The sequence below is a fragment of the Glutamicibacter mishrai genome, from assembly GCF_012221945.1.
In the GTDB taxonomy this organism is placed as follows: domain Bacteria; phylum Actinomycetota; class Actinomycetes; order Actinomycetales; family Micrococcaceae; genus Glutamicibacter; species Glutamicibacter mishrai.
Genome location: NZ_CP032549.1, coordinates 966,749 through 992,921 on the forward strand (window position 1 = coordinate 966,749; position 26,173 = coordinate 992,921).

Below are 26,173 nucleotides of genomic sequence, written 5' to 3' on the forward strand. Positions count from 1 at the left end.
GAATTTACTCAGAATTTCATGTCGAAAATTAGGCACTCGTGTCGCAAATGGACGATTCATCTGTCGAAGCGTCCGAAGTACTGTCGTCTAAATATCAACTAAGACTAATTGCACGACGTCTCGCAATGAGCTTCGCGTTCTTAGCGCTGGCATCTGCACCGAGAAATCCTGGCAATGGGTCTGTGACTGAATGCGCGTTTTGCCTCCGAATGAAGTAAGACGAAATCGCGTGTTTGGGCAGCGCATTAGAACACGAAAGAGCTCTTGCTTCGGCAACTGAGTAGCTGGCTGCCAAAAGCCCATATGTGCACTCGCGCCCAATCATCAAAAAGGGCGAGTTTCCATCAGGTGCACGGACGCAAGAGATGCAGCCTGAAGTTCGAGCACTGACCTAGCGATGGCGATATCACCGACGGAAAGCGCTAGTCGAAGCAAGAAAAATGGCTTGAGAATCCTCGTTAAGGATTCTCAAGCCATTCTTCCAAAAAAGTCTTACAGAATCGAGATGCCCACAATTTCAGAAACAGTGTTGTTGTCGGTTACGGTATCGCCCGAAACGGTTGATGACATCGTCTGAGACCCGCCGGCAATCAGGTTGTTAAGCAGGTTCAGGTTGAGCAACGAGTTCAGGGTCGTACCAAGGTTGATGGTAAGCGAAGCGCCCGGCTGGATGACAGGCAAAGTAAACACATAGTTGCCCTCAGAGCCAGCAACGGCAACGCCAAGGTTCAGAGTATTAATGGTCAACAGCGATGGGTTGTAGACCAAAGTGGCGGTTTCAGTGCCGGTAGATGCAACTGTGCCCAGATTGGTGATGGTCAAGGTGTTTAACGCGGTGATGCTTGCAACCGGAAGACCGAGCACATTCAAGGAAAGATTGATTGGACCACTCAAAGCTGGAGCCAGATCAACAGTCTCGACGACAGATGCCGAGACGCTCGGAATTGCCACAGCAGCGGCAACAACTGGAGCTGCCCAAGCAGCACCCTTGACGACTGAACGACGAGCTACACCAACATTGTTTCCATTGTCTTTGGACATAGAAAATTACCTTTCAAAGCAAATGACTCTGCCCAAAATGTGGCAAAGGAGCGAATGATCAATTCGAGAATATCACACGAATTTTGCTTCATTCTACGGTCCAATCAAGATTTCTCATTACTACCGAGTAGGTCATTCTGTGTTACACAACTGTTTCATTTTGATCGATCAGAATGTACCCGGGAACGTATTGGCCATGCGTCTATAGCGTCCGAAAATTGTCGTCAAGAAAGCGATTCGGGCTTCCCTTCAGCATCAACTACGGGATAAGGGTTTCTAGCTTCAGCCCAATTGGTTACAACCGTGTGCCTCATCGCTGTAAATATTGTTCCACTCATGCCCACAAACCATGCTGCAATAAAGGGCTGCGCGGCTGTCAAGCGAATAGGATTGCCCATTCTGTGCCCTACGACTATGTCGTCAGGAACGGCGATAAGGCACAAACCAGTAAATTACCGAACCTGCTAATTACTAGTAGGCACCTGAACTCGTGAATACGGCTTTGATCGTGCGGGAGAGAATCGTCAGGTCCTGAATCAATGACCAGTTCTCCACGTAGTACAGATCTAATCGGACACTTTCTTCCCATTCAAGGTCAGACCTACCGCTGACTTGCCACAGACCTGTAATTCCTGGCATGACAAGCAAACGTCGTTCTACGTAGCGCTCGTATTGATCAACCTCTGATTTGAGTGGCGGACGAGGACCCACCATGCTCATTTCTCCCCTAATGACATTCCATAGCTGAGGCAGTTCATCAATACTGTATCTGCGAATGAACCTGCCAACTTTGGTCACACGTGGATCAGTTTTCATCTTGAAGAGCACCCCGTTTCCGGTGGAATCTGGAGTTAGCTCGCCAAGGAGTTCATCCGCGTTGGTAACCATCGAACGGAACTTATACATGTGGAAGACATTGCCTCGAATGCCGACACGTTGTTGACGATAGAAAACCGGCCCAGGAGAATCCAATTTAATCGCGATTGCAGTAATCAGGAAAACAGGCGAAAGAACCAGCAACGCAAACGTTGCTCCAATAACGTCGAAAGCACGTTTCATGGCAGCTTGGATTCCAACAAGCTTCGGAGTCGACACATGTATCAAGGGCAATCCAGCGATAGGTTGCGTATGAATCCTAGGCCCCGCAATGTCTGTAAGCGCCGGCGCGAGAATCATCGAAATACTTCTTGACTGTAGCTCCCACCCAAGCTCGCGAATCTTTCGCGGCTTTATATTCGAACCGGCGGAGATCGCAACCACGTCAACATCGTGGTTATCAATCGAGCGAACGATATCTTCTACTTCGGTCGCTACTGACACCACGGGGATAGGAAGTTCACTTCCTGAAGGCGAGGTCAAGCTGAACCCCGGCAAAATTGCCATTGCTGATCGGTATCCGGCCTCGGGCGTGCTCTCTAACCGTTCGTGCAGATGCTCCACAGCGCTCGGCGAGCCCATGATCAACACGTTTCTTCGGAAACGTCCTTGGGTCCGGTTGCGTCGGACCCACCTACTGAGTATCCATCTCGAAAATACCAAGAACAAGATGCCTGCGGGCAACGCGATTCCCACATAACCACGCGCTGTACTGACCCGCAGTGCATAGGAGACTATAGCCACGCCTCCAAATAAATAAATCGTGCTCAACGTCACCGATTTATATTCCGAGAGTCCCGTTCCCACAACGCGGATATCTCGGCTTCCGGAGCTTCCAACGGAAATCCACCAGGCAATGCCGATAACAATGGAAACGACCCAATAGTTCGGATCAATCGAGGAGCCTACAAGTTCGGCATCCAGTTCCGTACCGAAACGACCCAATTGTGCCGCTAACATTGCCGCGAAAATAGCCACAGCATCAAGGATTCCAACGAGTCTTGGAAGACCCGCAAACCACCTGCGCCGTTCTTCAGTTTGACCGTTAACCTCAACAGCCGCCATTAAAATTCACTTTTCCTGTCATCAGTCCCCCAAAAGCCGTACTAGCGAGTGACAATTAGTTCGTACGGCCCACATGAATTCGATGGTAATTCAATGATTATGGTTTAGTTTATCGCCAAAAAAGTGTTTTTTGAACACGAGGTTGAGGAATGCGAGCGGCCAATACGCCGTTCACAGAAAAGTGAAGAAAATGCTACATCACGACGTCGAAACGTCCTAATTACTTCTAGTAAACCGTCCGCAACTGACTTGCGGGGATCCACATTTCTTCGCCATCACGGTCAATCTGCCGCCACGCGCCCTGGCGCGCCACAATCACCACAGCAGTATCGGCCGGAAGGATTCGCACCAGCGAATAGTGGTCCCCTGGACCGCGACGGGCATTGAGCCGGATGGTGGTCAGCGCGCGCTGGTTGGGCACGGCAATCAAACCACCGCGGGCCGGACGAGCTGGGATTTCCTGAAGGTACATGCTCGGGACCCAGCCCAAGAGCTTGCCAGCCTGGACCTGCGACCATAGGCCCTGCTGGAGCATGGAACGGACCTTGCTGCCCTGGTCGATGACCTTGAGCACCGGGTAGCCGGTTCCGCTGCCCTTGCGCAGGTTGAGCGTAGCCGTCGTAACGTGCGTGGCTTCGATCAGCGAATAGCGCGAGAGCACTGGCTCAGCGTATTCGTCTTCCTCGGCGGCAACGACCGGCTCGTCGAAGACGGCAGGAATCGGTTCCAAGTAGATATTCGGCAGCCATCCATAGGTGCCATGAACGAACACATGCGCCCATGAGCCGTTGACTTCAATGAGGGCAAGTTCGGTACCGTGGGCGAGGTTGCTCTGCACTACATAGTGCCGGCCTGCGCCTTTGCGCAGTTTGAGCGAGGCAGTCGTCCGGTGTGTAAGGGTTACAGACGACGTTAATGCCGATTTTTGTGGTAAGCCCACTTGGTTCACGACCACCTCAATAAAAAACTTAGGGAAGCAACCACCGGTTGCTTCCCTAAGTTTATTCCATTTTTAGAAGATGCGTGCTTCGTTGTCTATTAGTCGTCGGAAGAACGCGAGCCGAGCTCTGCATCCAGGCGCAGCAGGCCGCTTCCGTCGTTGCCAATCAGCTTCACGCGATCCAGGATTTCGGAGACGGTTGCCTCTTCTTCAATCTGCTCATCGATGAACCAGTGCAGCAATGGAAGGGAGTCGATGTCCCCTTCGGTCTGAGCCAGACGGTACAGCTCGCGAATTGCTTCGGAGACTTTCTGCTCGTGAGCAAGCGAAGCGGCAAAAGCGTCAGCGACGTTCTTGACGTTCACTTCTGGCGCCGGCTGCTCGCCAATCTTCGGGTGAGCCGAACGGTCGGTCATGTGGGTGATGAACTTTTCCGCGTGGACGATTTCCTCGCCAGCTTGCGCACGGAACCAGCCAGCGATGCCGGGAAGGCTCATGACCTCCATTTCAACTGCCAGCTGACGGTACACCGTCGCTGCGGTTAGTTCGAGAGTTACCTGGGTGCTGAAAGCTTCTGCCAGTTTTCCTGTAAGTTCCATGTCTTTAGACTAGGACTCTTTTGCCAACTTGTCACCGAAGTTTGGACACACTTAGTCCAACCCGAATTAGGGAATCATCCCACGTTGACTGCAGGTTAACCTAGCCGATGCTAAAGAAGGTTAGGTAAACCGAACCAGCCGCAATCTACCGGCTCAGCCCAGCACGACGTAGCGCCTCAGCCATAGCGGTATTTCCAGGAGCCGCCGGCTTGCGTTCCGCTCCACCTTGCTTGCGGTTCTGCCCAGCACGCGCGCCGGCTCCCCCGCCATTGGAGTTCCGTCGTTCACGCGAGGCACCGCCCTTGGCAGGTTGTTCACCTGCCACCGGCAATTCATCATCCAAACGCAAGGTCAATGAAATGCGCTTGCGCGCAGTGTCTACTTCCAAGACCTTGACCTTGACGATTTGCCCTGAGCTGACCACTTCACGCGGGTCAGAGATGAACTTGGTGCTCATCGCGGAGACGTGAATCAGCCCGTCCTGGTGGACACCCAGATCAACAAATGCGCCAAATGCCGCAACATTGGAGACAGTGCCTTCCAGTATCATGCCCGGCTTGACGTCGCTGATGGTTTCCACGCCTTCCTTCAGCGAGGCGGTGACAAACTCACCGCGTGGATCTCGTGCAGGACGGCGCAATTCAGAAATCACGTCACGGATGGTTGGCTCGCCGAATTGGTCGGTCACAAAGTCCTGGGGCTTCAGTTCCTCCAGCCGGCGACCATGTTCCTCAGCGGTCTGTTGCAGGGTTTTCGCCAGAGCATAGGCTTCCGGGTGAACCGAAGAAGCATCCAGCTTTTCCTTGCCGCCAGTGATCCTCAGGAAGCCAGCACACTGTTCAAAAGCCTTCGCTCCCAAACGTGGCACCTTCAACAGGTCCTTGCGCGTTGCGAAGGGTCCGTTGGCATTGCGGTGGTCAACAATATTTCGGCTCAACAGCGGACCAACACCAGCGACGCGGGCAAGCAATGCGGGAGATGCAGTATTAACATCAACGCCTACGGCGTTCACACAGTCCTCCACCACGGCATCCAGAGCGCGGTCCAGCTTCGAAGCGGTTACGTCGTGCTGGTACTGGCCAACGCCGATGGACTTCGGATCAATCTTGACCAGCTCTGCCAATGGATCTTGAAGTCGGCGGGCAATCGACACCGCACCACGCAGCGACACATCCATGTCCGGAAGTTCTTGGCTGGCCAGCTCGGATGCAGAGTACACGGACGCCCCTGCCTCTGAGACAATGACCTTGCTGATGCCCTGACCGCCAAGGACCTTGATGACTTCGGCAGCCAGACGGTCGGTCTCGCGTCCCGCGGTGCCGTTGCCAACGGCGATGAGCGTTGTTCCATGCTTCTTGGCCAACTGCACCAAGATCGCTACTGACTCATCCCACTTCTTGGCTGGGGCGTGCGGATAAATCGTGGCGGTCTCAACCGACTTTCCAGTCAGATCTACAACCGCTACCTTCACGCCGGTGCGCAGGCCAGGGTCCAGGCCAAGAACTGCCTTGTTGCCCGCCGGCGCGGCCAGCAGGACATCGCGCAGGTTTGCTGCGAAGATCTTCACCGATTCGTCTTCCGCTGCTTCAAAAAGCCGTGAGCGCAGGTCTGATTCGAAACGGGTGAGCAATCGAGCTTTCCATGCCAAACGAACGGTTTGGGAAATCCAGGAAGCTGTTGCCGCTCCGGCAGGAACATTCAGCCCCAAGGATGCGGTAATCGCGTTTTCATAGCCCTGGCGCGCCTGGGCCAAGGCTTCCTCGTCGCGGGGATCTGCTTCAGCCAGCTGCAGGTTCAGCACGCCTTCGCGTTCGCCTCGAAGCAGCGCGAGAACGCGGTGCGATGGCAGGCGGTCCAGGTTGGCCACATAGTCGAGGTAGTCGGAGTACTTGCCTTGGCCCTCGGCGCTGGCAGTGCTGGAAACGCTGGCGCTGATCTTGCCGTTGCTCCACAACCGTTCGCGGAGCTCGCCTGCGAGCACGACATCCTGGGAGACGCGTTCGGTCACGATGGAGCGTGCCCCGGAGAGCACGTCTGATTCGGTGGCGAATCCTGCCTCGGCATTGAGGTAACCGGATGCTGACTGAAGCGGGTCGGTGTCCGGGGTGGAAAGCAGTAGATCGGCCAGTGGTTCCAGTCCTGCTTCGCGGGCAATCTGCGCCTTGGTGCGCCGCTTGGATTTGAAGGGCAGGTAGATGTCTTCAAGTTCGGCCTTGGTTCTGGCTGCCGCGATGGCGGCGGAGAGCTGATCAGTCAGCTTGCCGGCCTCGATAATGGCTTCGAGGATGACAGCCCGGCGCTCTTCCAATTCGCGAAGGTAGCGCAGGCGTTCTTCCAGCAAGCGCAGCTGGCTGTCGCTGAGCATGCCAGTGGCTTCTTTGCGATAACGAGCGATGAACGGAACCGTTGATCCCGAGTCGAGCAGTTCTACTGCTGCCTTGATCTGCCATGTGGCGACCTTGGATTCAGTGGAAAGTTCCTGGGCCAGCTGGGCGATAATCCGCTCTTGGCTGGCACGGTCATTGGCGGTGTTCTTCTGCTCGCTACTCACCGATCCATTGTGCCTCACGGGCTGCGAAGTTCAGATGATCGACTCGGTTGGCGTTCAGCAGAAATTCATCATTAATGGTTAGGATTTAGTTCCATGGGGAAAGTTAAAGTTCGAAAAGCAGCAACGCTGTTTGCAATCACATCGGTGGCGCTACTGAGCGCCGGATGCTCGGTCGTCCAGGATACTGCGTCGAATGCGGCCAACCAGCTCACCGATGCAGCCAGCAAGGAAATCGTCCGCCAGGCCTGCGCTCCAGTGCAGGATGGCACCATTGATTCTAGCGAGCTTCGCGTTCTGTCTTCCATCGTGAAATCCGTTGACGGCGGTGGACTGCCTGACGAGATGGTTCAGGTACTCAATGATCTGGCCGACTCCGGTGACCAGGCTCCCGTCGCTTTGCAGGACCGCCTCAAGGAATCCTGCGACAAAGCTACCGCGGAAGAGAACTAATAGGAGTCTGGCCACCATTGGGGTGTTCTAGACTTTTCACATGGTTGAAATTCCTACCAGCGGCAAGGTCCGGCTTGATGCCTGGTTATGGTCCGTGCGAATTTATAAAACGCGCTCCTCGGCAACGGCTGCCTGCCGCGCCGGACATGTGCGTTTGAATGGTGATCCGGTCAAGGCGTCACAGACCGTTGTTGCCGGTGACCGCATCCGTGTCCGCAAGGACGGTTTTGACCGGGATCTGGAAGTGACCGGGCTTCTTTCCAAACGCGTCTCAGCGCCGGTAGCCACCAAATGCTATTTGGACCATACGCCACCTCGCGAACGAGTCATCATTCCGCAGGTACCGGTGCGCGAACGCGGCGCCGGGCGCCCCACCAAGAAGGACCGCCGCGAAATGGATCGCCTGCGCACCTCCTGGCAGGGTTCGGATACCGATCTGTAGTTCCCCCGCGTCCTAGGACAGCTCGATAGCGGGTACGTCCGTCTCGAAGCCGAAGATCTGCGCATAGAACGCCAGAGAGCTTTCCAGCGCCCGCACGATATTTTCCGACTTCCTGAAGCCATGCTGTTCGCCTTCAAAAAGAATGTACGCATGGGCGATTCCGCGTTCGGCGAGCGCATCAGCGACCACCTGGGATTGGGCCGGTGGCACCACCTTGTCCTCATCTCCCTGCAATAGCAGTACCGGGCAGGAGATCTTTGAAACGTGGTTGATCGGGGCGCGCTTCTCGTAGAGATCAGCTGCCTCGGGGTATGGGCCAACCAGGGAGAACATGTACTGGGATTCGAAGTCGTGGGTGTCCTGGACCAGTCCAACCAGATCCGAGACACCGTAGCGGCTGATGCCGGCGGTGAAGACATCGGAGAAGGTCAACGCGCATAGCACGGTCCAGCCGCCGGCGCTGCCGCCTTCGATGCCAATGCGTGCAGGGTCAGCGATCTTCTGGGCAATCAGGGCGTTGATGACTGCCACGGTATCGGAGACGTCCACGACGCCCCATGCTCCACGCAGGCGGTTGCGGTACTCGCGGCCGTAGCCTGTGGAACCGCCGTAGTTCACATCCACTACTCCAATGCCGCGCGAGGTGTAGTAGGCCACCGTGGCGCTCAGCGTTGCAGAAGCCTGGCTTGTCGGCCCGCCATGGACAAAGGTAACGAACGGCGGCAGTTCATCTTCCAACCCGGCGTAACCGTGCTGGGCTGGACGATAGAGCAGGGCGTGCACTGACTGCCCGGCGAGGTTCTTGCACTCGAATTCCTCGACCGATGGAAGCATGGCAGGGTCCGGCAGGTCGCTAATGGACCGGGTCACTGCGTGGTGTTCGAGGGTCTCGAGATTGATCAGGGTGATCTCTTCGCCGTGGGTCATCGACGAGGTCCCTGCCAACAGCCAGTCGTTGTTGATGGCAAATGGCCGGACCCGGGTGAAAGGCAAGTCGAGATCATCCAGTCCCCCGGTGTCTGAATGGACTCGGGCCAATGAGGTCGTCCCTGTTCCGTAGGAGCACAGCAGGGTGTGGGGGTTTTCCACCAGGTACCAGCTGGTGCCGACCTGCCACAGGGGTCCGGCGAATTCCGCAGGGCGGTCCGCCAGGCGGGTGGTGCGGGATGATTCGTCTTGGTATACGTATGGATTCCACCAGCCACTGGCATCGGAGATGAAGGCCAGCCGGTCATCATCCAGCCATTCTGGCTGCATCACTGATTCTTCTGCGCCGCCGGCAATGAACTTGCTCGCCAGGATCCCGGTGTCGGTGAATTCAGCCAAGTGCAGGAAGGTGGAGTCCCACGGCATATTCGGATGTTCCCAGCTGATCCAGGACAGCTTGTTTCCGCCGGGGTTCAACCGCGGGGCCGCCACGAAGCGTGCCGCTTCACTCAGGATCCGGATATTGGCCGCATCTTGGGCCGCACTGCCATCGAGCGGGATCTGCACAATATGACGTACGGGTTCTCCACGCAGGTCTTCCATGATGGCCAGCACGCTGCCTTCGGGGCCGCGGGTGAAATCCGCGAAGCGCAATTTCGGGTCGCCCTCAACGGTGCTTTCGGGAGTCACCGGGGTTGGCTCGCCTTGGCCGATATTCACCGTGTACACGCGCTGGTCAGCGAAGTTAGCGAAAATGATCTGGCCGGTGACTTCATCGATGAGCTTCCAGCTGGAGCCGCCGTATTCGTGGACGCGCGAGCGCACGTTGTACGGGGCAGGGATCAGTTCCTTGCCCTGCTGGCCATCGGTGCCGTATTCCACGAGCGTGATGCGCCCGCCTTCGGCTGGCCGTCCTTCTTGGACAATGACATGGTCTTGATAGAAGCAGGCACCTCCCAGTGGCTTTGTCCCTGCTGCTACGTCTTGAGCGGTGATTGATGAGGGCCAGGATCCGAAAGGCAAGTGCATAGGCATATTCTTGATCCTAGCGATCTTTGAGTTCGAGAACGACCCTCCCGAAGAATGATTCAGAAGAGTTGGGATAAATGATGAACAAATACGCCGTCTTTCTTCGAGGCGTGAATGTCGGTGGTGTGAAGGTCCTGATGAAGGACCTCACGCAGCTGCTTGAGCAGGGCGGATTCAGCGAGGTCACCACGCTGCTGGCCAGCGGAAATGCAGTCCTCAACTCCACGGTTGATGATCCCTTGGTAGTCCAAGAGCAATGCAATGAGCTGCTGCGTGAGCACTACCAGCGGGATATCCCCACCCTGGTTTTCACCCAGCAGGAGATCGATGAACTGGCGCAGCCCTTTGGTTTGCCATTGCCTGAACCGGTGGAGCAGCACCATGGATATCTCACCCTGTGCGCCAGCGCGCTGGACGCCCGGGAACTCGGGCAGGCAATAGCTGGCCTGGATGAGCCGTACCCGTACCTGGTCACCGGGCGGGCGGTGCAGTGGATCGTTGCCAAAGGGACCAGCACCACCAATGGGGTCGCAAAACTGGTGCAGGCCCAGGCCAAGCGGCGGGTGCTGACCACACGCAACCACAACACCATGCTCAGAATCGCGAAGATTCTTCGCTAGCTGTCACTTCGGGTAATAATTGGGCATTGACCACACTTCGCCGACCTGCTTGAGGCACTGGAATGTACATCCTGATTGAACTCGTCGGTATCTTCTTCTTTGCCGTGGCGGGATCCTTGATGGCGGCCCGCCGAGGATTCGATATCCTGGGGTCCGCCTTCTTGGGAGGCGTGTGCGGCTTGGGCGGCGGCGTGGTCCGCGATTTGATTCTTAATGAATCGCCCGCGACCTTTGAACACCCCATCTACTTTGTCCCGCCGGTTTTGGCAGCCCTGTGCGTTTACGCGTTCACGCCCGCAGTCCAGAAATTGCATCGACTCGTCCAGCTATTTGATGCTGCCGGACTCGGACTGTTTTGTGTCACGGGAACAATGAAAGCCCTGGAACATCAGTTCAATCCAGTGACCGCGGTGCTGCTGGGAGTGATCACCAGTGTTGGCGGAGGTTTGATGCGAGACGTCATTTCCAACGTGACTCCGGATTTGTTCAACCCGCGCGATATCTACGCGCTAGCTGCCATGGTGGGCTCCGGGCTGACGGTTATCGCTTGGCATGCGGGATTCATGAGTGTTGGGCTGGGCGCCGGGATCGCCGGCCTCGCATTCCTCATTCGCGTGCTGTCGCTGCGGTTCGGCTGGTCGGTGCCGCTGGCTGCTGGCCACTGGCATCGCGCCAAGCAGAACCCGCCGGCTCCCGATGGGCCGCAGCGCCACTTCTGAACCGCCTAGTCGATGCGTTCGAGCTTGCCGAGGTCTTCGGTATTGGGCGAATCATCCTCGATGGTGCGCGGCGAGTTGATGATGACCGCGCCGATGAGCATGACCACTACGCAGCCAGCCAACATGGAAAAGGCCGCGCCCCAGGAGTCCGTGGCTTTCTGCACCACGCCGAAGAGCATCGGCACGATGGCAGCACCGGCATAGCCCAGGCCCTGGGCGAAGCCGGAGAGCACGCCGGAGCCGTAGGTAGTGCGTGAACGCAGGTTCATCATCAGCAGCGCGATCGCGAAAGTTCCCTGGCCCAGGCCTGCGGCGCAGACCCACAGGGCGGTGTTGTGGGTTGGCGACAGGAAGATGCCCAGGTGTCCGGTGATCCAGCAGGCGGTGAAAATCAGCACTGCGATGATCGGATTCTTCAGCCGGGGAACCCACAGCGGAACCAGCAGGCTCACGGGCAATCCGAGGATGGCGAACAGGGCGAGCATATTGCCTGCGGCCAGTTCGTCCAGACCGCGGTTTTGCAGGTAGGGCGGCAGCCAGGTGAAGTACACGTAGGTTTGTGCCGAGTTGCCTGCCAGGTAGATGGCCAAGCCCCAGGCGACCTTGGACTTCCAAGGGTTGATCTTGGCAATGGGATGCGCGACCCCGTTGGCGTTCACCGGGTGTTCCGCGCGGGTGACACCGCGATCAGCAAATAGCTGCACCATCCACGGGATCAATACGACGCCGGAGAGCACGGCCCAGGAGCCGATGGAGATCTTCCAGTTGCTCAGGTTGGCCAGGGGCACGGAGAACTGCGGTGCCATCCAGGTGCCGATGGCCAGCATCGTGACGTAGCCGCTGGTGACCAAGCCAATTCTCTCGGGGAAATATTTCTTCACCAATGGCGGCAGCACCACGTTGCCCATGCCGTAGCCGGCGAGGGTGACGATGGACAAGGCCAGGAACGAATACACCTCGGGCATGAAGACCCGGGCCAGCTGGCCCACCACGGCCAGCGCGAGCGAAATGATCAGGGTCTTTTCCAGGCCAAAGGATTTGATCAGGCGCGGGGTGAGCAAGCCGAAGACCGCAAAGGCGATCGGAGCGAGCATGGCCAAGAGGCCTGTGGTGAACTCCGTAAAAGGAATGTCGGCTTCAATGCGGGCCAGCAAGGGCGACACCGAGACCACGGCGGCTCGCAGGGATAGGGCCAACAGCAGGATGCCCAGAAGCGCTCCTATCCGTCCGCGGATGGGGGTAGCAACGCTGTCTTTCGTCATTGAATCTTCCTGCTCAGTGTTCGTTGAGATTCCCCAACTTTTTTAGGTTCGAGACCAACTGTAGTAACCGATCGAGCTCACCATCAAAATTACGCTGGTACCACGTGCCCGGAAGAGAGAGCTCGGCATAGAGCCCCTCGCCGGTGAGCATGACCAGATGTGCCAGGTCCTTGCTTCCTACATCATCAAGAATTCCCCGGTACCAACGCTCATTGGTGTTTTCAATTTTCTCGGTGGCATTCTTAACACCTGCCTGGGCCAGCCGGTGCAGGGCCACCAAGTGGCGGTCCAGCTCCGTATCGGCTTCTGCACTGGTGCGGATGAAGTAGGCGGCGCCGCCTTCGGTCGCGCTGCACATGGCTTCCACGTCCCTGGCGATATGCACTTCGGCGGCTTCGATAACGGCATCGGCCAAGGCATCCTTGGAAGCGAAGTGATAGAGCAGGCCACCCTTCGAGACTCCGGCGCGTGCTGCGGTGGCATCGAGCGTGGCTGCACGCTCCCCTTCTTCACACAATAGCGAGATGTAAGCGTCCAGCACTTTGCCGCGGGCAGCAGGTGGGCGGGCCATGGCTCTCCGTTCCATTAGGTGGTGATCGAATTAACCTTATCGTCAATTGTAACTATACCGTCCAGACGGTACAGTTAATGGAGGTGGCCATCACCACCGTCCAATTACGAAACCCCAAGGGTGAAAGTCATGAGCTCAAACATCTCCGAACGCGCCACGGTTCTCAGCAAGCCGCGCCGTTGGGCGGCGTTGGCTGTTCTCATCTTCCCGGTCCTGCTCATCTCCGTAGACAACACCGTTTTGTCCTTCGCAGTGCCCGCAATTACTTCCGCGCTCTCCCCCAGCGGCAACCAGCTGCTGTGGATCATCGACATCTACCCGCTCGTTCTCGCGGGCCTGCTGGTTCCCATGGGCTCCTTCGGCGACCGCATCGGGCGCCGCCGCCTGCTGCTGATCGGCGCCACGGGATTCGCCCTCGTCTCGGCAGTTGCCGCTTTCGCCACCGACGCCAACCAGCTGGTGGCAGCACGTGCGCTGCTGGGCATCTTCGGCGCCATGCTGATGCCGGCAACCCTGTCGCTGATCCGCACCATCTTCCCCGACGCCACCGAACGCCGCACCGCCATCGCCGTCTGGGCGGCAGCCTTCTCCGGCGGCGCGGTCCTCGGCCCGATTGTCGGCGGACTGCTGCTGGAGCACTTCTGGTGGGGCTCGGTCTTCTTGATGGCCGTGCCTATGCTCTTGCCACTGCTCATCGGCGGGCTGATCCTGGTTCCCGAATCCAAGGACCCGAATCCGGGCCGCGTTGATCCGCTGTCCATCGTGCTGATCATTTTCACCCTCTTGCCTTTCACCTATGCCATCAAGACCTTCGCTACCGCACCGTGGTTTGTCATTCTCGGTGCCGTGGCGGTGGCCGTGATCAGCGGTGTCGCCTTCGTGCAGCGCCAGCTGAAGCAGGAAACCCCGATGCTTGATGTGCGCCTGTTCAAGAACGCAGCATTCTCCGGCGCGCTGATGGTGAACCTGATCGGCGTATTCTCGCTGGTCGGCTTCATCTACTTCGTCTCCCAGCACCTGCAGCTGATTGCCGGGCTGAGCCCGATTGAAGCGGGGCTATGGATGACGCCGGGCTTGGTGCTCACCATGCTTTTCGGATTGATCGCAGTGGGGCTCTCACGCCGCTTCGGATCACCGAACATCATGGCAGTGGGACTGGTCTTCTCCGCCATCGCCTACACCTTGGTCATGGTGGCAGGCGAAGGTTCCAACGCGGTTTTGCTCATGGTGGCTTTCGCGGTGCTGGGCACCGGGATCGGCATGACCGAGACCTTGTCCAATGACATGACGCTGGCAGCCGTTCCCGCGTCGAAGGCCGGTGCCGCATCGGCTATCTCGGAAACGGCCTACGAGATCGGTTCGGTTCTGGGTGTTGCCGTGCTGGGCACCATCTTGAACTCCGTGTATTCCTCGCGACTGCTGGTGCCTGGTTCATTGAGCCAGGATCAGGCCGAGCTCGCTGGCGAAACCCTGGGCGGAGCGCATCAGGTGGCTTCTTCGCTGGGCGGCAGTGATGCCCAGTCGCTCATCGAGTCAGCCGCGCAGGCCTTCGATCACGGCGTATTACTTACTTCGAGCATCGCCGCCGCCCTGTCACTGGTGGCCGCAGTTCTCGTATTTCGCGTCATCAAACCGGCAATTCGGTGAACTGCGCGAAGCACTTACCCAAATTTTTGATTAATTGGGTCAAAGTTATTCAATTGTTGACGGCAAACACGTAGGCTTGGCATTGTAGTTCCAAAGTAATTCGCGAAGTACCCGTTAGAAGTTTGTGAATGTCGAACCACCTCGGTTGACGCGAGCCCCTTCTAGACGTGAAGTGAATGACTTGGCTGCTTCGCAAGTATTGTCATCCGCCATGGATGCCAGCACTTGCGTAGATTACAACCAAGCTCGCCAACACTATCGGCGAGAAACGTCTGAAAGGACCAAAAAGTAATATGGCAACCGGAATCGTAAAGTGGTTCAACGCTGAAAAGGGCTTCGGCTTCATCGCTCCAGACAGCGGAGACCCAGATGTCTTCGCTCACTTCACGGCCATTCAGACCCAGGGCTTCCGCACCCTGGACGAAGGCCAGAAGGTTGAGTTTGAAGTTGTAGAGGGTCCAAAGGGTCTGCAGGCTGCAGACATCCGCGCTCTCTAAAGAAGGTCTTTGGCTAACGCCTGACTTTTCAAAAGATGGTCACCCGCACCGCGGGTGGCCATCTTTTTATGTTCAGGAGGTCACGTCCGGAATACTTCGTTGCACACGCTGGTTACATTAAACGTGAAGCTTTCTATTTTGGATCTTGCCCCGGTCGCTCCCGGGCAGACAATCTCCGACTCATTCAAGTCCTCCGTCCGTCTGGCCCAAGCTGCTGAGCGCCATGGCTACGAGCGTGTCTGGTACGCCGAGCACCACAACATGCCAACCATCGCCTCCAGCGCCACCTCGCTGGTCATCAGCCACGTAGCCCACCACACGGAAACCATCCGCCTGGGCTCCGGCGGCGTCATGCTCCCGAACCATTCCCCGCTGGTGATTGCTGAGCAGTTCGGCACCTTGGCCTCCATCTACGGTGATCGCATTGACCTTGGATTGGGCCGCGCGCCGGGCACCGATATGACCACATTGCGCGCCTTGCGCCGTGAGCCTTCGGCCGCCGATTCCTTCCCTCACGACGTGCTGGAATTGCAGGCCTACCTGGCTGGCGAATCCCGCGTGCCTACGGTCCAGGCGACCCCAGGTGCCGGAACCAACGTTCCGCTGTACATTCTGGGATCCTCGCTCTTCGGCGCGAAGCTCGCAGCCCAGTTCGGCCTGCCTTATTCTTTCGCCTCGCACTTCGCACCGGCCGCGCTGCATGAAGCGATCCGCGTCTACCGCGACGAGTTCACCCCATCGGACCAGCTCTCCGAGCCATACGTGATTGCCGGCGTGGGCGTCGCCGCGGCGGAAACCGCAGAGAAAGCCCACGAGGTTCTCAACGTGGCCAAGCGCCATCGCGTTGCCAGCTTCCTTGGCCGCAACGCCAAGAAGGAATTCACTGAAGCAGAAGTCGATATGCTCATGGATACTCCGCAGGCGGAGCAGATCCTGGACATGATGCGCTACACCGCGGTGGGCACCGGAGAGCAGGTTGCTGATTACCTGCAACACTTCGCCACTGCAGCCCAGGCGGATGAACTGATCACCATTCACTACCCCACCGAAGAACAAGATCGACTCGCTTCGGTCAAGATCACCGCTGAAGCCAGCGCACTGGTCTCAGCCAAGTAAGCCCTTAAAGCAGTTTGGTCCCGGCACATAGTGCCGGGACCACCTGTTTTAACGCTAGTTCTTGGTTCGCTGGGAGACGACAGCCCACAACCCGAGGACGGCAGCCAAAACCGAGCAGCAGATAGCAAAGACCAGGATGCTGATCTCTTGGCCGAAGACTCCAACGGCCCAGCCCAAGGCGATCACGGGAACCGCGCTGCCCAGGTAGGTCACCAGATAGATGGTGGATACGGTCTGAGCGTGCTGTCGGTCGCTGACGGCAGCCACTGCAGTGGCGAAGGCGGTCCGGAAGCTCATGCCCTGGCCCAGTCCAAGAAGCACCATGGCCAGCAAAGCCAGGACCAGCAGCTTCTGTTCGGCGGCTACCGCCAGAAGCACGGTCGATACCGCCATGAGCCCCAGTCCTACCGGCAAGAGCTTCGCGCCGCCACGCACTACCACCTGCGACAGCGCGGAGATTCCCAGCGGCAGGCCGGCAATCAGTCCGATGATCCATGGGGCATCCAGGTCGAAGGCCTGGGCAAAGTATCCCGGGGCCAGGGAGAGCACGAATCCGAAGATGGCGAAGCTCAAGAAGCCCACCAAGGCGGCCAGCCAGAACTGCGAACGAGCAGTGCTCGGGATGCCCAAGCGTCGTGGGGCCAGGGCCTTGCCGCGCTGGCCGCGTTCTGCCATGGCGATCGCCGGCCGGGCCTGAAGGGTAGTCAGCGGAATCATCACCAAGACCAGCAGCACGGCCTGCAGCATGAAGACGGTACTGCGTCCGCCGGGCAGGTTGGCCAGCAGGCCGCCCAATACCGGGCCGAAAGCCACGCCGCCGGAGGAAGCCAGGAGCGTGAATCGCGAGGCCCACTCTGGTTTAGAAGGTAGCAGCTCGCGCAGTGCCGCGGCGCTGGCACCGGTTGCCAGTGCCACACCGGTTCCCTGGAGCCCGCGGCCCAGGCACAGCTCAAGAAGATTGGAGGCAGAACCGAAGACGAAGGTGCCGGCCAAGGAGACGAGCACTGCGATCACGAGGGCGGCTCGGCGGCCGATGTGATCGGACCAGTGGCCCACGGTGCACAAGAAGAACATCAGCGAGCACACGTAGCTGGCGAAGGCGATGGTCGTTCCCATCGCGCCAAGCTTCAGTTCTGCTTGCAAGGCCGGGTACAGCGGGGTGGCGAGGTTGGCGCCAACCAACAGCAGGAAGCTCACCGCTACGGTGATGACCAGTCGTGTGGTCAATCCCGGATTCCAGGAGAGGGCGCGGTGCTGCATGGGCTGCATGCGCAGTTCACTGATGACAGACACGTTCACTCCCGGTTTCAAAGTAGCTGAGGCCTTGGTGTCCAGGATCGCCCTGAAAAGTTTTTTACCGGTGGGGCCACTCGCTGCCCCACCGGTGAGTTGAGCGTTCTGCTTGAGTTTGTCTACTGCAACAGATCGTTCTTTCACTAATATCCCTCCTTCCAAAGCAAGCCGGGTGATTTCTTGTTAGGATTTGAGCAGTTTGGTCAAAATACTGGCCTTCGAGAGCACCTGGAGTGAGCATATAGTGCGATTAGACGACGTAGACCTCAAAGTACTGCTCGCCCTCATCAAGGATCCGCGCATCCAGATCTCTGAGCTGGCTGATGAAGTCGGCATTGCCCGCAACACGGCACAGTCCCGGCTGCGCCGACTGCAGCGGTCGGAGATCCTGCGTGATGGCGGCCGCGATATCGACCTCGGCAAGCTGGGCTACGACGTGCTCGCCTTTGTCACCTTGGAAGTCAATCACCGGGATCTCGATACCGTGATCACCGCGCTGCGGCAGATCCCCAACGTCCTAGAAATCCATGAGACCTCCGGACGCGGAGATGTCTGGGTCCGGCTGATTGCCACCGACACCCACCAGTTGCAGTCCGCACTGCGTCAGATCTTGCGCATCAAGGGCGTCACTCGTTCGGAAACGACCTTCGCGTTGCACACACATTTGGCCTACCGTGCCTCTCCTCTGCTGGAGCACTATTCCGAACACGATCATTAATAAGTCATTCACTTTCTGCCCAATAAAACAAGACTTTCGTTTAGAGTTTTACGGTCCTACGCTGGTGCTACGAGAAGTCACGAGGAGAATCCCCCGACTTCGACGGCGGATCCCTCGTATCAGCGAAGGAGTACGTCATGAGCAGAGATTTTGAACCGACAGAGTTCGCTCCGGAATTCGGCAACGACATTTATGAGCCGGATGACGGCCGTGATTCCCAAGCGTATGAAGGCTCCAGTGACATGCCCGAGACCATGCGCAACAACGACCCGCTAGCCAAGCGCCAGTATCTCTACGATGACGATCTGGAAACCGAAGAAGACCTCGATAATGAATTCCGCAGCGATGATTCAGAAGACGAGGAAGAAGACCTGTACGACCCGGAAGATGAAGACTAATCTCCCGGCTAAGCAAAACTTGGGCTAAAGGCCATAGACTTTAGAAGTGATTAATCCAGTTCATCTGCGCACCCTGCTCGAAGTAGTGGCGCATCGCTCCTTTGCCACGGCCGCAACCCGCCTAGGCTACACGGCCAGTGCTGTATCCCAGCAGATGACAGCACTGGAACGAAGCACCGGGACCACGCTCTTCGTCCGCGGCGCCCGCTCGATCACCCCCACCCCGGGAGCCCTGCGCATGGTGCGCCACGCCAAGCGCGTGCTCACCGACCTCGACGCGCTCATGGCCGACGTCGCCACCATCTCCACCGACGCCACAGACCTCGAAGAAATCAAGCTGGGCATTTTCCCCTCGCTGGCAACCTACGCCTTGCCGCAAATTCTCAAAGCCTCGGATTGGGCATCCTTGGGCATCAACCTCAGGTTATGGATCGGCGAGCCCCAGCAGACCGTCGCCGGTCTCGGCACCGGTGGCGACCTTGATCTGGCACTGATCTTCCAGGTAGGACCCGGCGGACTGTCCTGGCCGGCCTCATTGGAACGCACCTGGCTGGGCGATGACCAATTCCGCGTGGTGATCCCGGCTTCATGGCCGATTGCCGATGATTCCCAGCTCACCGTGGACCAGCTGGCCGAGTGGCCATGGATCTTCCACCACCCCGGAACCTCGGATGCAACACTGATTTCCAGGCTGTTCTCCTCGTACAACATCCACCCCCAAGTGGCTGCCTACTGCGACGACTTCAACGCCTCGCTGAGCTTGGTCTCCTCCGGGCTGGGCGCAGCCCTCGTCCCCGATCTGGCCATGGCCAACGCACCCGAGGGCCTGCGCATTGTCGATGCCCCGGAAATCCGCCTGGCACGTTCCATTTTTGCGTTGAAGCCGGAGAACTCGAAGAAGCCGAAGGTCGCCCTGGTGCTCGACCGACTGGCCCAGATCCTGGCCCAGTAGACCCGAATCCTTTCCGCCAGGCACTAAAAGTGCCTGAACATCATTGAGGAGCCTTTCGTGGAACGCTCAAGCGCGCCCGCCGATCCGGCAACAAATATCGTTTCCCGCGTTTATGGCCCCATCGGCCACATTGAGCTGGACCGGCCATCAAAGCTCAACGCGCTGACCTTGGGGATGCTCACGGAACTGACCCGCGTGCTCAGCGCCTGGGCCGAGGATTCCTCGATTTCGCTGGTCCTGCTGACCGGCCGAGGCGAGCGGGCCTTCTGCGCTGGCGGAGACATCGCCGATTTCCATCGCGCAGTCACCACCGGAAAGCACCAGGAATTCCTCGACCTCCTGTCGCTGGAATTCGACCTGGACTACCTGATCTCCACCTATCCCAAGCCGTTGATCAGCTTGGCCCATGGCATCACCATGGGCGGCGGGGTGGGACTGGCATCCCACGCGCCGGTGCGCCTGGTAACCCAAAGTGCCACCATGGGCATGCCAGAAGCAAAGATCGGCTACACCCCCGATGTGGGCGGAAGCCACCTGCTGGCCAACGCTCCGGGGCATTTCGGCGAATACTTCGCCATGAGCGCCGCCTCGTTCAAGGGAGCTGACGCGGTCTATCTCGGATTCGCGGACGTGGTGGTCACCGATTCCTTCGCACAAAACATCCTCGACGAACTCGATGAATTCGTGGGATTATCCGCAGGTGAAATCATCTCTGCCATTGAAGTGCTGCATGGCGCACAGGAATCCTATGCCCTGGAACTGAGCCAGGGATGGGTGGATCATGCATTCAGTGCCGATACCCCTTCCCAGGTCCTCGAACGCCTCGAGCAGATGGTGCACCCCGCAGCCAGGCAAGCCGCCGAAACACTGTTGGCCAACTCGCCGTCCAGTGTCAGCTCCGCGTTCTACACGGTGCGCAAAGCACGCGCCGAACAGGACCTGCGTTCAGCCTTGGACCGCGAGCTGCGCATGGCAGGCTACCTGATGCACCAACCGGATCTGGCCGAAGGCATCCGCGCCCAGGTGATCGACAAAGACCGCAACCCGCGGTGGTCACCAGCGCTCATGAGCGGTGTAGACCAGTACGCGTTGCGGTCCTTGGCCGAGGGTTCCCAGCTTTAGTTCTCGGCCCCTGGCCTGCCTTCTGGGCGGGTGACATCTGAATGCACCGGACGGACTTTGGCCGAGTCCCTGGGTTCGATGCGCGGTGCGCTGACAGCATCCTGCGGCTCGCGCACCAGGGCTGGCTCAATGCCGACGCCCAATGGTTCTTCAAAGTGCAACGGCGCATGCTCGCCGAAGTGGTCCGCATCGGCTTCGTCCCAGTCCTCTTTCCAGGACCCTGGAGCATCATCCAATAATTCGCCGGGACGCAGCCAGTGGAACAGCGAAGCATAAGACCGGGTGGACTGCAGATTCACCCGGCGGCGGAGCATGCGCGTGTTCAGCTGCGTCGGGCTGGTCAGGCCCATGGATGCCATGATCTGGGCCGATTCGGTGACCGTCAGCCGGTGGTAGTTGTAGACGCGGTGTCCCTTGTCCTCCACGTCCAGGGCCCGCATAAGGCGCTTGTTCTGGGTAGCCACACCGACAGGGCAATGATTGGTATGGCACTGCTGCGCCTGGATGCACCCGGTGGCCATCATCATGGAGCGGGCCGAGAAGGTGAAGTCCGCACCTTGGATCAGCCGCTTGATGATGTCCGAGCCGCTGGCGATCTTGCCGGCAGCGGCCAACCGGATTTCATCGCGCAGCCCGGCCCCGACCAGGGTATTGTGCACCAGCATCAGCCCCTCGGTCAGCGGGGCACCCACATGGTCCTCGTACTCCAGCGGTGCCGCGCCGGTGCCGCCTTCTGCGCCATCCACGGTAATGAAGTCGACAACAATACCGGTCTCCAGCATGCCCTTGCAGATGGCCATGACGTCGGTGCGCGAGCCAACACAGAATTTGATGCCCACGGGCTTGCCGCCACTGAGCTCGCGAAGGCGTGCGACAAAGTGCATCAGCTCGCGCGGGGTGGAGAACTCCGCATGGCTGGCCGGCGAGATGCAGTCTTCCCCCATCGGCACTTCACGGGCCTCGGCGATTTCCGCGGTGACCTTGGCCGCTGGCAGTACGCCGCCCAGCCCAGGCTTGGCACCCTGGGAGAGCTTGATCGTGATGCCCTTGACGTTCTTGTGCTTGGCCTTGGCCGCGAAGGTCTCCGGGTTGAACCGGCCTTCCGGGGTACGGCAGCCGAAGTAGCCTGAACCGATCTCCCAGAACAGGTCCGCCCCGTATTCCAGATGATATTTCGTCAGCCCGCCTTCACCGGTTTCGTGGACGAATTCGCCCATCTCCGCGCCCTTGTTCATCGCCAGGACGGCATTGGCCGAGAGCGCGCCAAAGCTCATGGACGAGACATTCATCAGTGAAATCTCATAGGGCTGGGTGCACTGGCTGGAACCGACCTTCACCCGGAATTGGCTGGTGGGCGGTGCCACCGGGGCCACCGATTGCAAAAGGTATTCGTGGCCGATGGCGTTCACATCGCGCTCGGTGCCAAAGGCCTTGTGGCTGTCGGCGCCCTTGGCCCGTGCGTACACCAGGGAACGGGTGTCCCGGTCAAAGGGCTTGCCGTCGGTGTTCCGCTCGATGAAGTACTGCTGGATTTCCGGGCGGATGAACTCGAAAAGGTAACGGGCATGCCCGACAATCGGGAAGTTGCGCAGGATCGCATGCTTTTTCTGCAGGAGGTCACGGACCCCGAGCAGTACCAGCAGTCCGGTCAATGCCACCAGGATCCACCAGACCCAGCCGCCAGAAGTGCTGGCCAGGATCGCGGTGACGACAAAACCGGTGGCGAGGACGCCGAGGAACAGGAGAACCACTATTCGCATCATGATGCCGAGCCTAGTAGCTCAGCGCCGGCTTGTCAGGCATCTAGCCCGGGAGGATCCGATCCACTTCGCGGATGGCCATCTGCGAGAACAGCGAATCGGGGTTCGCCAGCAGCTCGGAGCTGTGGCCGCGTTCGGCGACCGTGCCTTCATCAAGCACCAGGATCGTGGTGGCCTGTCCGACCGTTGCCAGTCGGTGGCTGATCATCACCACTGCCATTGCCTCTTGGCGGCGGCGTTCAATGGCCTGCAGGACCAGTAGTTCGCTTTGGGCATCCAGTGCGCTGGTGGATTCGTCCAAAACCAGGATGGCCGGCTCGCGGATCAGTGCCCGGGCCAAGGCCAGGCGTTGGGTTTGGCCACCGGAAAGCCTGGCGCCGCGCTCCCCGAGCCGGGTATCAAGTCCCGCTTTTTGCCGGATCAGCCAGCTGCCCAGGCCCAGTTCCTCCAGCACTGCTACCAGCTGGTCATCGCTGATCCCCTTCAGACCCAGCAGCAGGTTATCGCGTATCGTGCCGCGCACGGTGACCGAGTCCTGGGAGACCAGGATGATCTTCTGACGCAGTGCTGCCAAGCTGGTTTCGGTGATGTCGACGCCGCCAAAGCTGATGGTGCCGGTGTACTCGATAGCTCGCACCAGGGCTGCGGCCACCGATGATTTCCCTGATCCGCTCGCGCCGACCAGTGCCACCACGTCTCCTGGATTCACGGCCAGATTCACATCCTGCAGCACGGTGTTTGGTCCGTAGCTGATGCCCAGATCTTCAATGGCCAGCTCTCCGGCGTCGGACAAGGCTTGCGGGTGGGCGGGATCAATGACTGCAGGCTTGAAGGTGGCCGTGGCGTGCAGCCGGCGAGCGCTGGCCAGCGAGTCTTGCAGCCCTAGAATGAACCCGTCCACGGCGCGGACTGCTTCAAAGGAGGGCACCAGGGCGCAAGCCACAACAACCAGCGCGCCGAACTGGCCTTGGGTGCCCAAGAGAATGAAGAGCGCCATCAGGCTGCCCCAGATCACCAGCTGGGTCAGGGTGGCACGAACCGCGGTGATCTTGCCGGTGCTTACTGCGGCGGCCCCGGCAGCGCCGGTGCTCTCACGCAGGCGCTGCAAGGTCTCGTTGCCGCCGTGGAAGCTATGCAGGACTTCCACTCCCGCCATGGCTTCGGTCAGCAACTGGTTTTGCGCGCCACGGGCCGCTGCGGTTTTCGCCGCATTGCGCCGCAGCTTGCGCACGCCCACAGCCGGTATCACCAGTCCGATCAGCACATATGCGCCGAGCACGATCAGTGCTGGCTCTTGGCCGAACTGGATCCAGGTAGCCCACGTGGTCAGAGCGCTGACGACGACCGCTGATACGGCAGGTGGCAGGGTGTGGGCGAAAAACACCTCGACTTTATCGATATCGCTCGTCGCCCGGGCAAGGAGGTTTCCCGAATTCTTGGTGGCCGCGGTGAATGGGGCCTGCCGTTCAAAGGCCGCGTACATGCGCCGGCGCAGTCGTGCCAGGGACAGGAACGCCACCCTGTGCCCGACATACTGTTCCAGATAGCGCAGGACTCCCTTGGCCAGTCCGAGCAGGAAGATCAATCCGATAAGCCATCCCCAGCCCTCTGACTGCAGCAAGCCCATGCCCGGGAATCCCAGCACGCGGACCAGGCCGATGCCGGCCAGGACAAAGATGCCCAAGGAGATCAGTCGAGTCAGGCAGGAGAAGAGGCTTGCCATGGCCAGCGGAGCGAGCAAGTCCTTGGTGGTTCCGATGAGCCAGAAGATGCTCGCCACGGTGTGCTTCTTTTCGCGGCTCATGCTTGCCCCTCCCCGAGTGAAGACAGCCCGCCGGATTGCAGTTGCGAGGTGCGTTGGTTCAACTTCTCGACAGCATCTTTGAGATAGCCAGGCTGGCCCAGGAGTTCTTCGCGCGCTCCGGCTTGGATGACTCGTCCGTGGTCCATCACCACGACGCGGTCATAGTCGGAAAGCAATCCCAGCCGGTGGGTGACGGTGATGATGGTGGTGGATGGGTCGAGGTCGCGCAGGGTTTGGATGATGCCGGCTTCGCTATGTACATCTAGCGCGCTGGTGGGTTCGTCAAGCAGGAGAATTGGCCGGTTGGCCAGCAGGGCACGTGCGAGCGAAAGCCGCTGGGCTTGGCCGCCGGAGAGCCGGGCTCCGCCTTCGCCTAGCAGCTGGTCCAGGCCCTGCGGCTGCGCATGGAACCAGGAATCCATCCCTACTTGGGTGATGGCCTCAAGCAACTGCTCATCGGTAGCGGCCGGTGCAGACAGCTGGAGATTTTCCCGCAGGCTCACTCCGAAGAGCGTGGCGTGCTGTTCAACGACGGCGCTGTTGGCTTTGAGGGTGGCTGGACCCATGGGCTGCCGGCCATCGTGGATCAGCCCGCTGGTGGATTCAAGCTGGCCTTGGAGCACCCGGATCAACGAGCTCTTGCCGCTGCCGGAAGCGCCGATGATGGCCGTGCGGGACCCTACCGGGAACTGCAGATTGATATCCTCCAATGCCTTCTCGGTTCCGTTATAGCTGGCAGACAGATTTTCAATGAATAATCCGTTGGTTCCCAGGTTCACGCGCAACGGGTTGGCCATAGATGCGTGCATGGGGATTTCTTCGATCTCGGCCAGTTTCTTCTCGGATGCTTTGCCCGTCATGCCGATGTAGAAGAAGCTGCCCACGTAGTTCACCGGTGCCAGCATCAGGTAGCTGAGGATGACCAGTGCCACGGCTGAGCCCGGGGTGATGGCACCGCTGCTGGCGCGCCACCAGGCCAGCAGTGAAGCGATGGCCAACAGCAGCACTGCGAAGCTGGAATCGATGACCAGCAGGATCAGCTGGTTTCTGGCCAAGAGCTTCATCACTTGTTGGCGCACGCGCTCGGTGGCTGCGTTGATGGCCTTACCCATCCAGGTGCTGCCGCCGTTGAGCTTGAGCATGTTCAAGGAACGCAACGCGTCGAGGAAGGTGGCCGAGAGGATTCCCTGGGCCCTGCGGTATTCCCCGTTCGCTCCCCCGAAACGACGCTGGAAGCCCACGACGATCACTGGCACGAAGGCGGTGGGGATGAGCAGCAGGATCGCGCTGAGCGGGTCAATGAACAGCGCAATGAAAATCAGGATCAATACGGGGGTGGCTACCGCGGCGCTGGCCGGTCCGATGAAGCTGGAACGGTACTTCACCGAGCGTTCCACCGAATCCATGGCTGCGTGCACCAGTTCGCCTTCGCCTGCACGGCGAACGGCCAACGGCCCAATGGACAGGTAGTGCTTGAGCAATTTGGAGCGGTGGAAGCTGGTCAGGGCCTGGCTGTCGTGGGAGATCACGATGGGAATCAAGAACGTCGCGACGAGCAGTGCCAGTAATTCGCCAACGACTCCGATGTACCACTGGCTATCGAGCGAAGCGCCGGTGTTCAGCCGATCAAATCCTTGGCCCAGCAGCACGACGAGTCCTGCGGTTCCGGCCGCGGCAATCAGGCTGAGCGCCACGACGATTGCTGTTGCTGCCGAAAAAATTCCAAAGACCCTACGCACATCCCTATCCTAGGACAGATCGGTCCTCGACCTGC

Annotated in this window: 23 protein-coding genes; 11 read left to right on the forward strand and 12 right to left on the reverse strand. The window is 59.0% G+C overall.

What is annotated here, in order from left to right; all coding sequences use genetic code 11:
* Positions 1-492: 492 nt before the first annotated feature.
* From D3791_RS04585 to D3791_RS04605, 5 genes are all read right to left on the reverse strand, one after another.
* On the reverse strand, positions 493-1,041 hold the full coding sequence (locus D3791_RS04585) for a hypothetical protein (protein WP_172511406.1): 549 nt from the start codon (positions 1,039-1,041) through the stop codon (positions 493-495).
* 471 nt (positions 1,042-1,512) lie between these two features.
* Positions 1,513-2,982 carry a sugar transferase gene (locus D3791_RS04590; RefSeq protein ID WP_172511407.1) on the reverse strand — a complete coding sequence of 490 codons (1,470 nt, stop codon included), beginning with the start codon at positions 2,980-2,982 and terminating at the stop codon, positions 1,513-1,515.
* 226 nt (positions 2,983-3,208) lie between these two features.
* On the reverse strand, positions 3,209-3,820 hold the full coding sequence (locus D3791_RS04595; RefSeq protein ID WP_022876733.1) for an SH3 domain-containing protein: 612 nt from the start codon (positions 3,818-3,820) through the stop codon (positions 3,209-3,211).
* A gap of 200 nt (positions 3,821-4,020) precedes the next feature.
* Positions 4,021-4,521: a ferritin gene (locus D3791_RS04600; protein WP_022876732.1), complete on the reverse strand. Its 501-nt coding sequence runs from the start codon at positions 4,519-4,521 to the stop codon at positions 4,021-4,023.
* Positions 4,522-4,666: 145 nt separating this feature from the next.
* The gene (locus tag D3791_RS04605; RefSeq protein ID WP_172511408.1) at positions 4,667-7,072 is read right to left on the reverse strand and encodes a Tex family protein; all 2,406 of its coding nucleotides are present in this window, start codon (positions 7,070-7,072) and stop codon (positions 4,667-4,669) included.
* Positions 7,073-7,165: 93 nt separating this feature from the next.
* Between D3791_RS04605 and D3791_RS04610 the strand changes: the two genes are divergently transcribed.
* Together D3791_RS04610 and D3791_RS04615 are read left to right on the forward strand one after the other, a co-directional pair.
* Positions 7,166-7,522, forward strand: a complete 357-nt coding sequence (locus D3791_RS04610) for a hypothetical protein (protein WP_172511409.1) — start codon at positions 7,166-7,168, stop codon at positions 7,520-7,522.
* Positions 7,523-7,562: 40 nt separating this feature from the next.
* The gene (locus tag D3791_RS04615; protein WP_172511410.1) at positions 7,563-7,964 is read left to right on the forward strand and encodes an RNA-binding S4 domain-containing protein; all 402 of its coding nucleotides are present in this window, start codon (positions 7,563-7,565) and stop codon (positions 7,962-7,964) included.
* Positions 7,965-7,976: 12 nt separating this feature from the next.
* Here D3791_RS04615 and D3791_RS04620 read toward each other — a convergent pair whose 3' ends face one another.
* The gene (locus D3791_RS04620) at positions 7,977-9,926 is read right to left on the reverse strand and encodes a S9 family peptidase (protein WP_172511411.1); all 1,950 of its coding nucleotides are present in this window, start codon (positions 9,924-9,926) and stop codon (positions 7,977-7,979) included.
* Positions 9,927-9,997: 71 nt separating this feature from the next.
* Between D3791_RS04620 and D3791_RS04625 the strand changes: the two genes are divergently transcribed.
* Both D3791_RS04625 and D3791_RS04630 read left to right on the forward strand, forming a co-directional pair.
* A complete protein-coding gene (locus D3791_RS04625; RefSeq protein WP_172511412.1) occupies positions 9,998-10,540 on the forward strand; it encodes a DUF1697 domain-containing protein in 543 nt (180 codons plus the stop codon).
* Between the two features lie 62 nt (positions 10,541-10,602).
* On the forward strand, positions 10,603-11,259 hold the full coding sequence (locus tag D3791_RS04630; protein WP_022876726.1) for a trimeric intracellular cation channel family protein: 657 nt from the start codon (positions 10,603-10,605) through the stop codon (positions 11,257-11,259).
* Positions 11,260-11,264: 5 nt separating this feature from the next.
* On the opposite strand, the gene D3791_RS04635 is transcribed toward D3791_RS04630, so the two are convergent.
* On the reverse strand, positions 11,265-12,521 hold the full coding sequence (locus D3791_RS04635) for an MFS transporter (protein ID WP_022876725.1): 1,257 nt from the start codon (positions 12,519-12,521) through the stop codon (positions 11,265-11,267).
* Positions 12,522-12,534: 13 nt separating this feature from the next.
* On the reverse strand, positions 12,535-13,092 hold the full coding sequence (locus D3791_RS04640) for a TetR/AcrR family transcriptional regulator (protein ID WP_022876724.1): 558 nt from the start codon (positions 13,090-13,092) through the stop codon (positions 12,535-12,537).
* Positions 13,093-13,221: 129 nt separating this feature from the next.
* On the opposite strand from D3791_RS04640, the gene D3791_RS04645 reads away from it, so the two are divergent.
* The 3 genes from D3791_RS04645 (at position 13,222) to D3791_RS04655 (ending at position 16,352) form a co-directional block, all read left to right on the forward strand.
* On the forward strand, positions 13,222-14,739 hold the full coding sequence (locus tag D3791_RS04645; protein ID WP_022876723.1) for an MFS transporter: 1,518 nt from the start codon (positions 13,222-13,224) through the stop codon (positions 14,737-14,739).
* Between the two features lie 293 nt (positions 14,740-15,032).
* Positions 15,033-15,236, forward strand: a complete 204-nt coding sequence (locus D3791_RS04650) for a cold-shock protein (protein ID WP_028268826.1) — start codon at positions 15,033-15,035, stop codon at positions 15,234-15,236.
* Between the two features lie 123 nt (positions 15,237-15,359).
* Positions 15,360-16,352 (forward strand): LLM class flavin-dependent oxidoreductase, encoded by a 993-nt coding sequence (locus D3791_RS04655; protein ID WP_172511413.1) that lies wholly within the window; start codon positions 15,360-15,362, stop codon positions 16,350-16,352.
* Between the two features lie 54 nt (positions 16,353-16,406).
* On the opposite strand, the gene D3791_RS04660 is transcribed toward D3791_RS04655, so the two are convergent.
* Positions 16,407-17,789, reverse strand: coding sequence for an MFS transporter (locus D3791_RS04660; protein ID WP_246242340.1), 1,383 nt, complete (start codon positions 17,787-17,789; stop codon positions 16,407-16,409).
* A gap of 100 nt (positions 17,790-17,889) precedes the next feature.
* Here D3791_RS04660 and D3791_RS04665 point away from each other — a divergent pair, with 100 nt between their 5' ends.
* The 4 genes from D3791_RS04665 to D3791_RS04680 all read left to right on the forward strand — a co-directional run bounded on the left by D3791_RS04665 (position 17,890) and on the right by D3791_RS04680 (position 20,835).
* Positions 17,890-18,363 carry an Lrp/AsnC family transcriptional regulator gene (locus tag D3791_RS04665; RefSeq protein ID WP_022876720.1) on the forward strand — a complete coding sequence of 158 codons (474 nt, stop codon included), beginning with the start codon at positions 17,890-17,892 and terminating at the stop codon, positions 18,361-18,363.
* Between the two features lie 137 nt (positions 18,364-18,500).
* Positions 18,501-18,761, forward strand: a complete 261-nt coding sequence (locus D3791_RS04670; protein WP_022876719.1) for a hypothetical protein — start codon at positions 18,501-18,503, stop codon at positions 18,759-18,761.
* Between the two features lie 46 nt (positions 18,762-18,807).
* Positions 18,808-19,713: a LysR family transcriptional regulator gene (locus D3791_RS04675; protein ID WP_172511414.1), complete on the forward strand. Its 906-nt coding sequence runs from the start codon at positions 18,808-18,810 to the stop codon at positions 19,711-19,713.
* A gap of 57 nt (positions 19,714-19,770) precedes the next feature.
* Complete coding sequence (locus D3791_RS04680) at positions 19,771-20,835, forward strand: enoyl-CoA hydratase/isomerase family protein (protein ID WP_172511415.1); 1,065 nt, start codon at positions 19,771-19,773, stop codon at positions 20,833-20,835.
* On the opposite strand, the gene D3791_RS04685 is transcribed toward D3791_RS04680, so the two are convergent.
* The 3 genes from D3791_RS04685 to D3791_RS04695 are packed head-to-tail and all read right to left on the reverse strand — an operon-like array spanning position 20,832 to position 26,138.
* Positions 20,832-22,598, reverse strand: a complete 1,767-nt coding sequence (locus D3791_RS04685) for an FMN-binding glutamate synthase family protein (RefSeq protein WP_172511416.1) — start codon at positions 22,596-22,598, stop codon at positions 20,832-20,834. The genes D3791_RS04680 and D3791_RS04685 overlap by 4 nt on opposite strands.
* A gap of 40 nt (positions 22,599-22,638) precedes the next feature.
* On the reverse strand, positions 22,639-24,399 hold the full coding sequence (locus tag D3791_RS04690) for an amino acid ABC transporter ATP-binding/permease protein (protein WP_172511417.1): 1,761 nt from the start codon (positions 24,397-24,399) through the stop codon (positions 22,639-22,641).
* Positions 24,396-26,138: an ABC transporter ATP-binding protein/permease gene (locus tag D3791_RS04695; protein WP_172511418.1), complete on the reverse strand. Its 1,743-nt coding sequence runs from the start codon at positions 26,136-26,138 to the stop codon at positions 24,396-24,398. Before D3791_RS04695 ends, D3791_RS04690 begins: the two co-directional genes overlap by 4 nt.
* Positions 26,139-26,173: the final 35 nt, after the last annotated feature.

Excerpts from the sequence above, each read along its gene's own strand:
- D3791_RS04630 (WP_022876726.1), top strand. The coding sequence starts at position 10,603 with ATGTACATCCTGATTGAACTCGTCGGTATCTTCTTCTTTGCCGTGGCG.
- D3791_RS04690 (WP_172511417.1), bottom strand. The coding sequence starts at position 24,399 with ATGAGCCGCGAAAAGAAGCACACCGTGGCGAGCATCTTCTGGCTCATC.
- D3791_RS04585 (WP_172511406.1), bottom strand. The coding sequence starts at position 1,041 with ATGTCCAAAGACAATGGAAACAATGTTGGTGTAGCTCGTCGTTCAGTC.
- D3791_RS04640 (WP_022876724.1), bottom strand. The coding sequence starts at position 13,092 with ATGGCCCGCCCACCTGCTGCCCGCGGCAAAGTGCTGGACGCTTACATC.
- D3791_RS04645 (WP_022876723.1), top strand. The coding sequence starts at position 13,222 with ATGAGCTCAAACATCTCCGAACGCGCCACGGTTCTCAGCAAGCCGCGC.
- D3791_RS04590 (WP_172511407.1), bottom strand. The coding sequence starts at position 2,982 with ATGGCGGCTGTTGAGGTTAACGGTCAAACTGAAGAACGGCGCAGGTGG.
- D3791_RS04650 (WP_028268826.1), top strand. The coding sequence starts at position 15,033 with ATGGCAACCGGAATCGTAAAGTGGTTCAACGCTGAAAAGGGCTTCGGC.
- D3791_RS04625 (WP_172511412.1), top strand. The coding sequence starts at position 9,998 with ATGATGAACAAATACGCCGTCTTTCTTCGAGGCGTGAATGTCGGTGGT.
- D3791_RS04635 (WP_022876725.1), bottom strand. The coding sequence starts at position 12,521 with ATGACGAAAGACAGCGTTGCTACCCCCATCCGCGGACGGATAGGAGCG.
- D3791_RS04615 (WP_172511410.1), top strand. The coding sequence starts at position 7,563 with ATGGTTGAAATTCCTACCAGCGGCAAGGTCCGGCTTGATGCCTGGTTA.
- D3791_RS04600 (WP_022876732.1), bottom strand. The coding sequence starts at position 4,521 with ATGGAACTTACAGGAAAACTGGCAGAAGCTTTCAGCACCCAGGTAACT.
- D3791_RS04670 (WP_022876719.1), top strand. The coding sequence starts at position 18,501 with ATGAGCAGAGATTTTGAACCGACAGAGTTCGCTCCGGAATTCGGCAAC.
- D3791_RS04685 (WP_172511416.1), bottom strand. The coding sequence starts at position 22,598 with ATGATGCGAATAGTGGTTCTCCTGTTCCTCGGCGTCCTCGCCACCGGT.
- D3791_RS04610 (WP_172511409.1), top strand. The coding sequence starts at position 7,166 with ATGGGGAAAGTTAAAGTTCGAAAAGCAGCAACGCTGTTTGCAATCACA.
- D3791_RS04620 (WP_172511411.1), bottom strand. The coding sequence starts at position 9,926 with ATGCCTATGCACTTGCCTTTCGGATCCTGGCCCTCATCAATCACCGCT.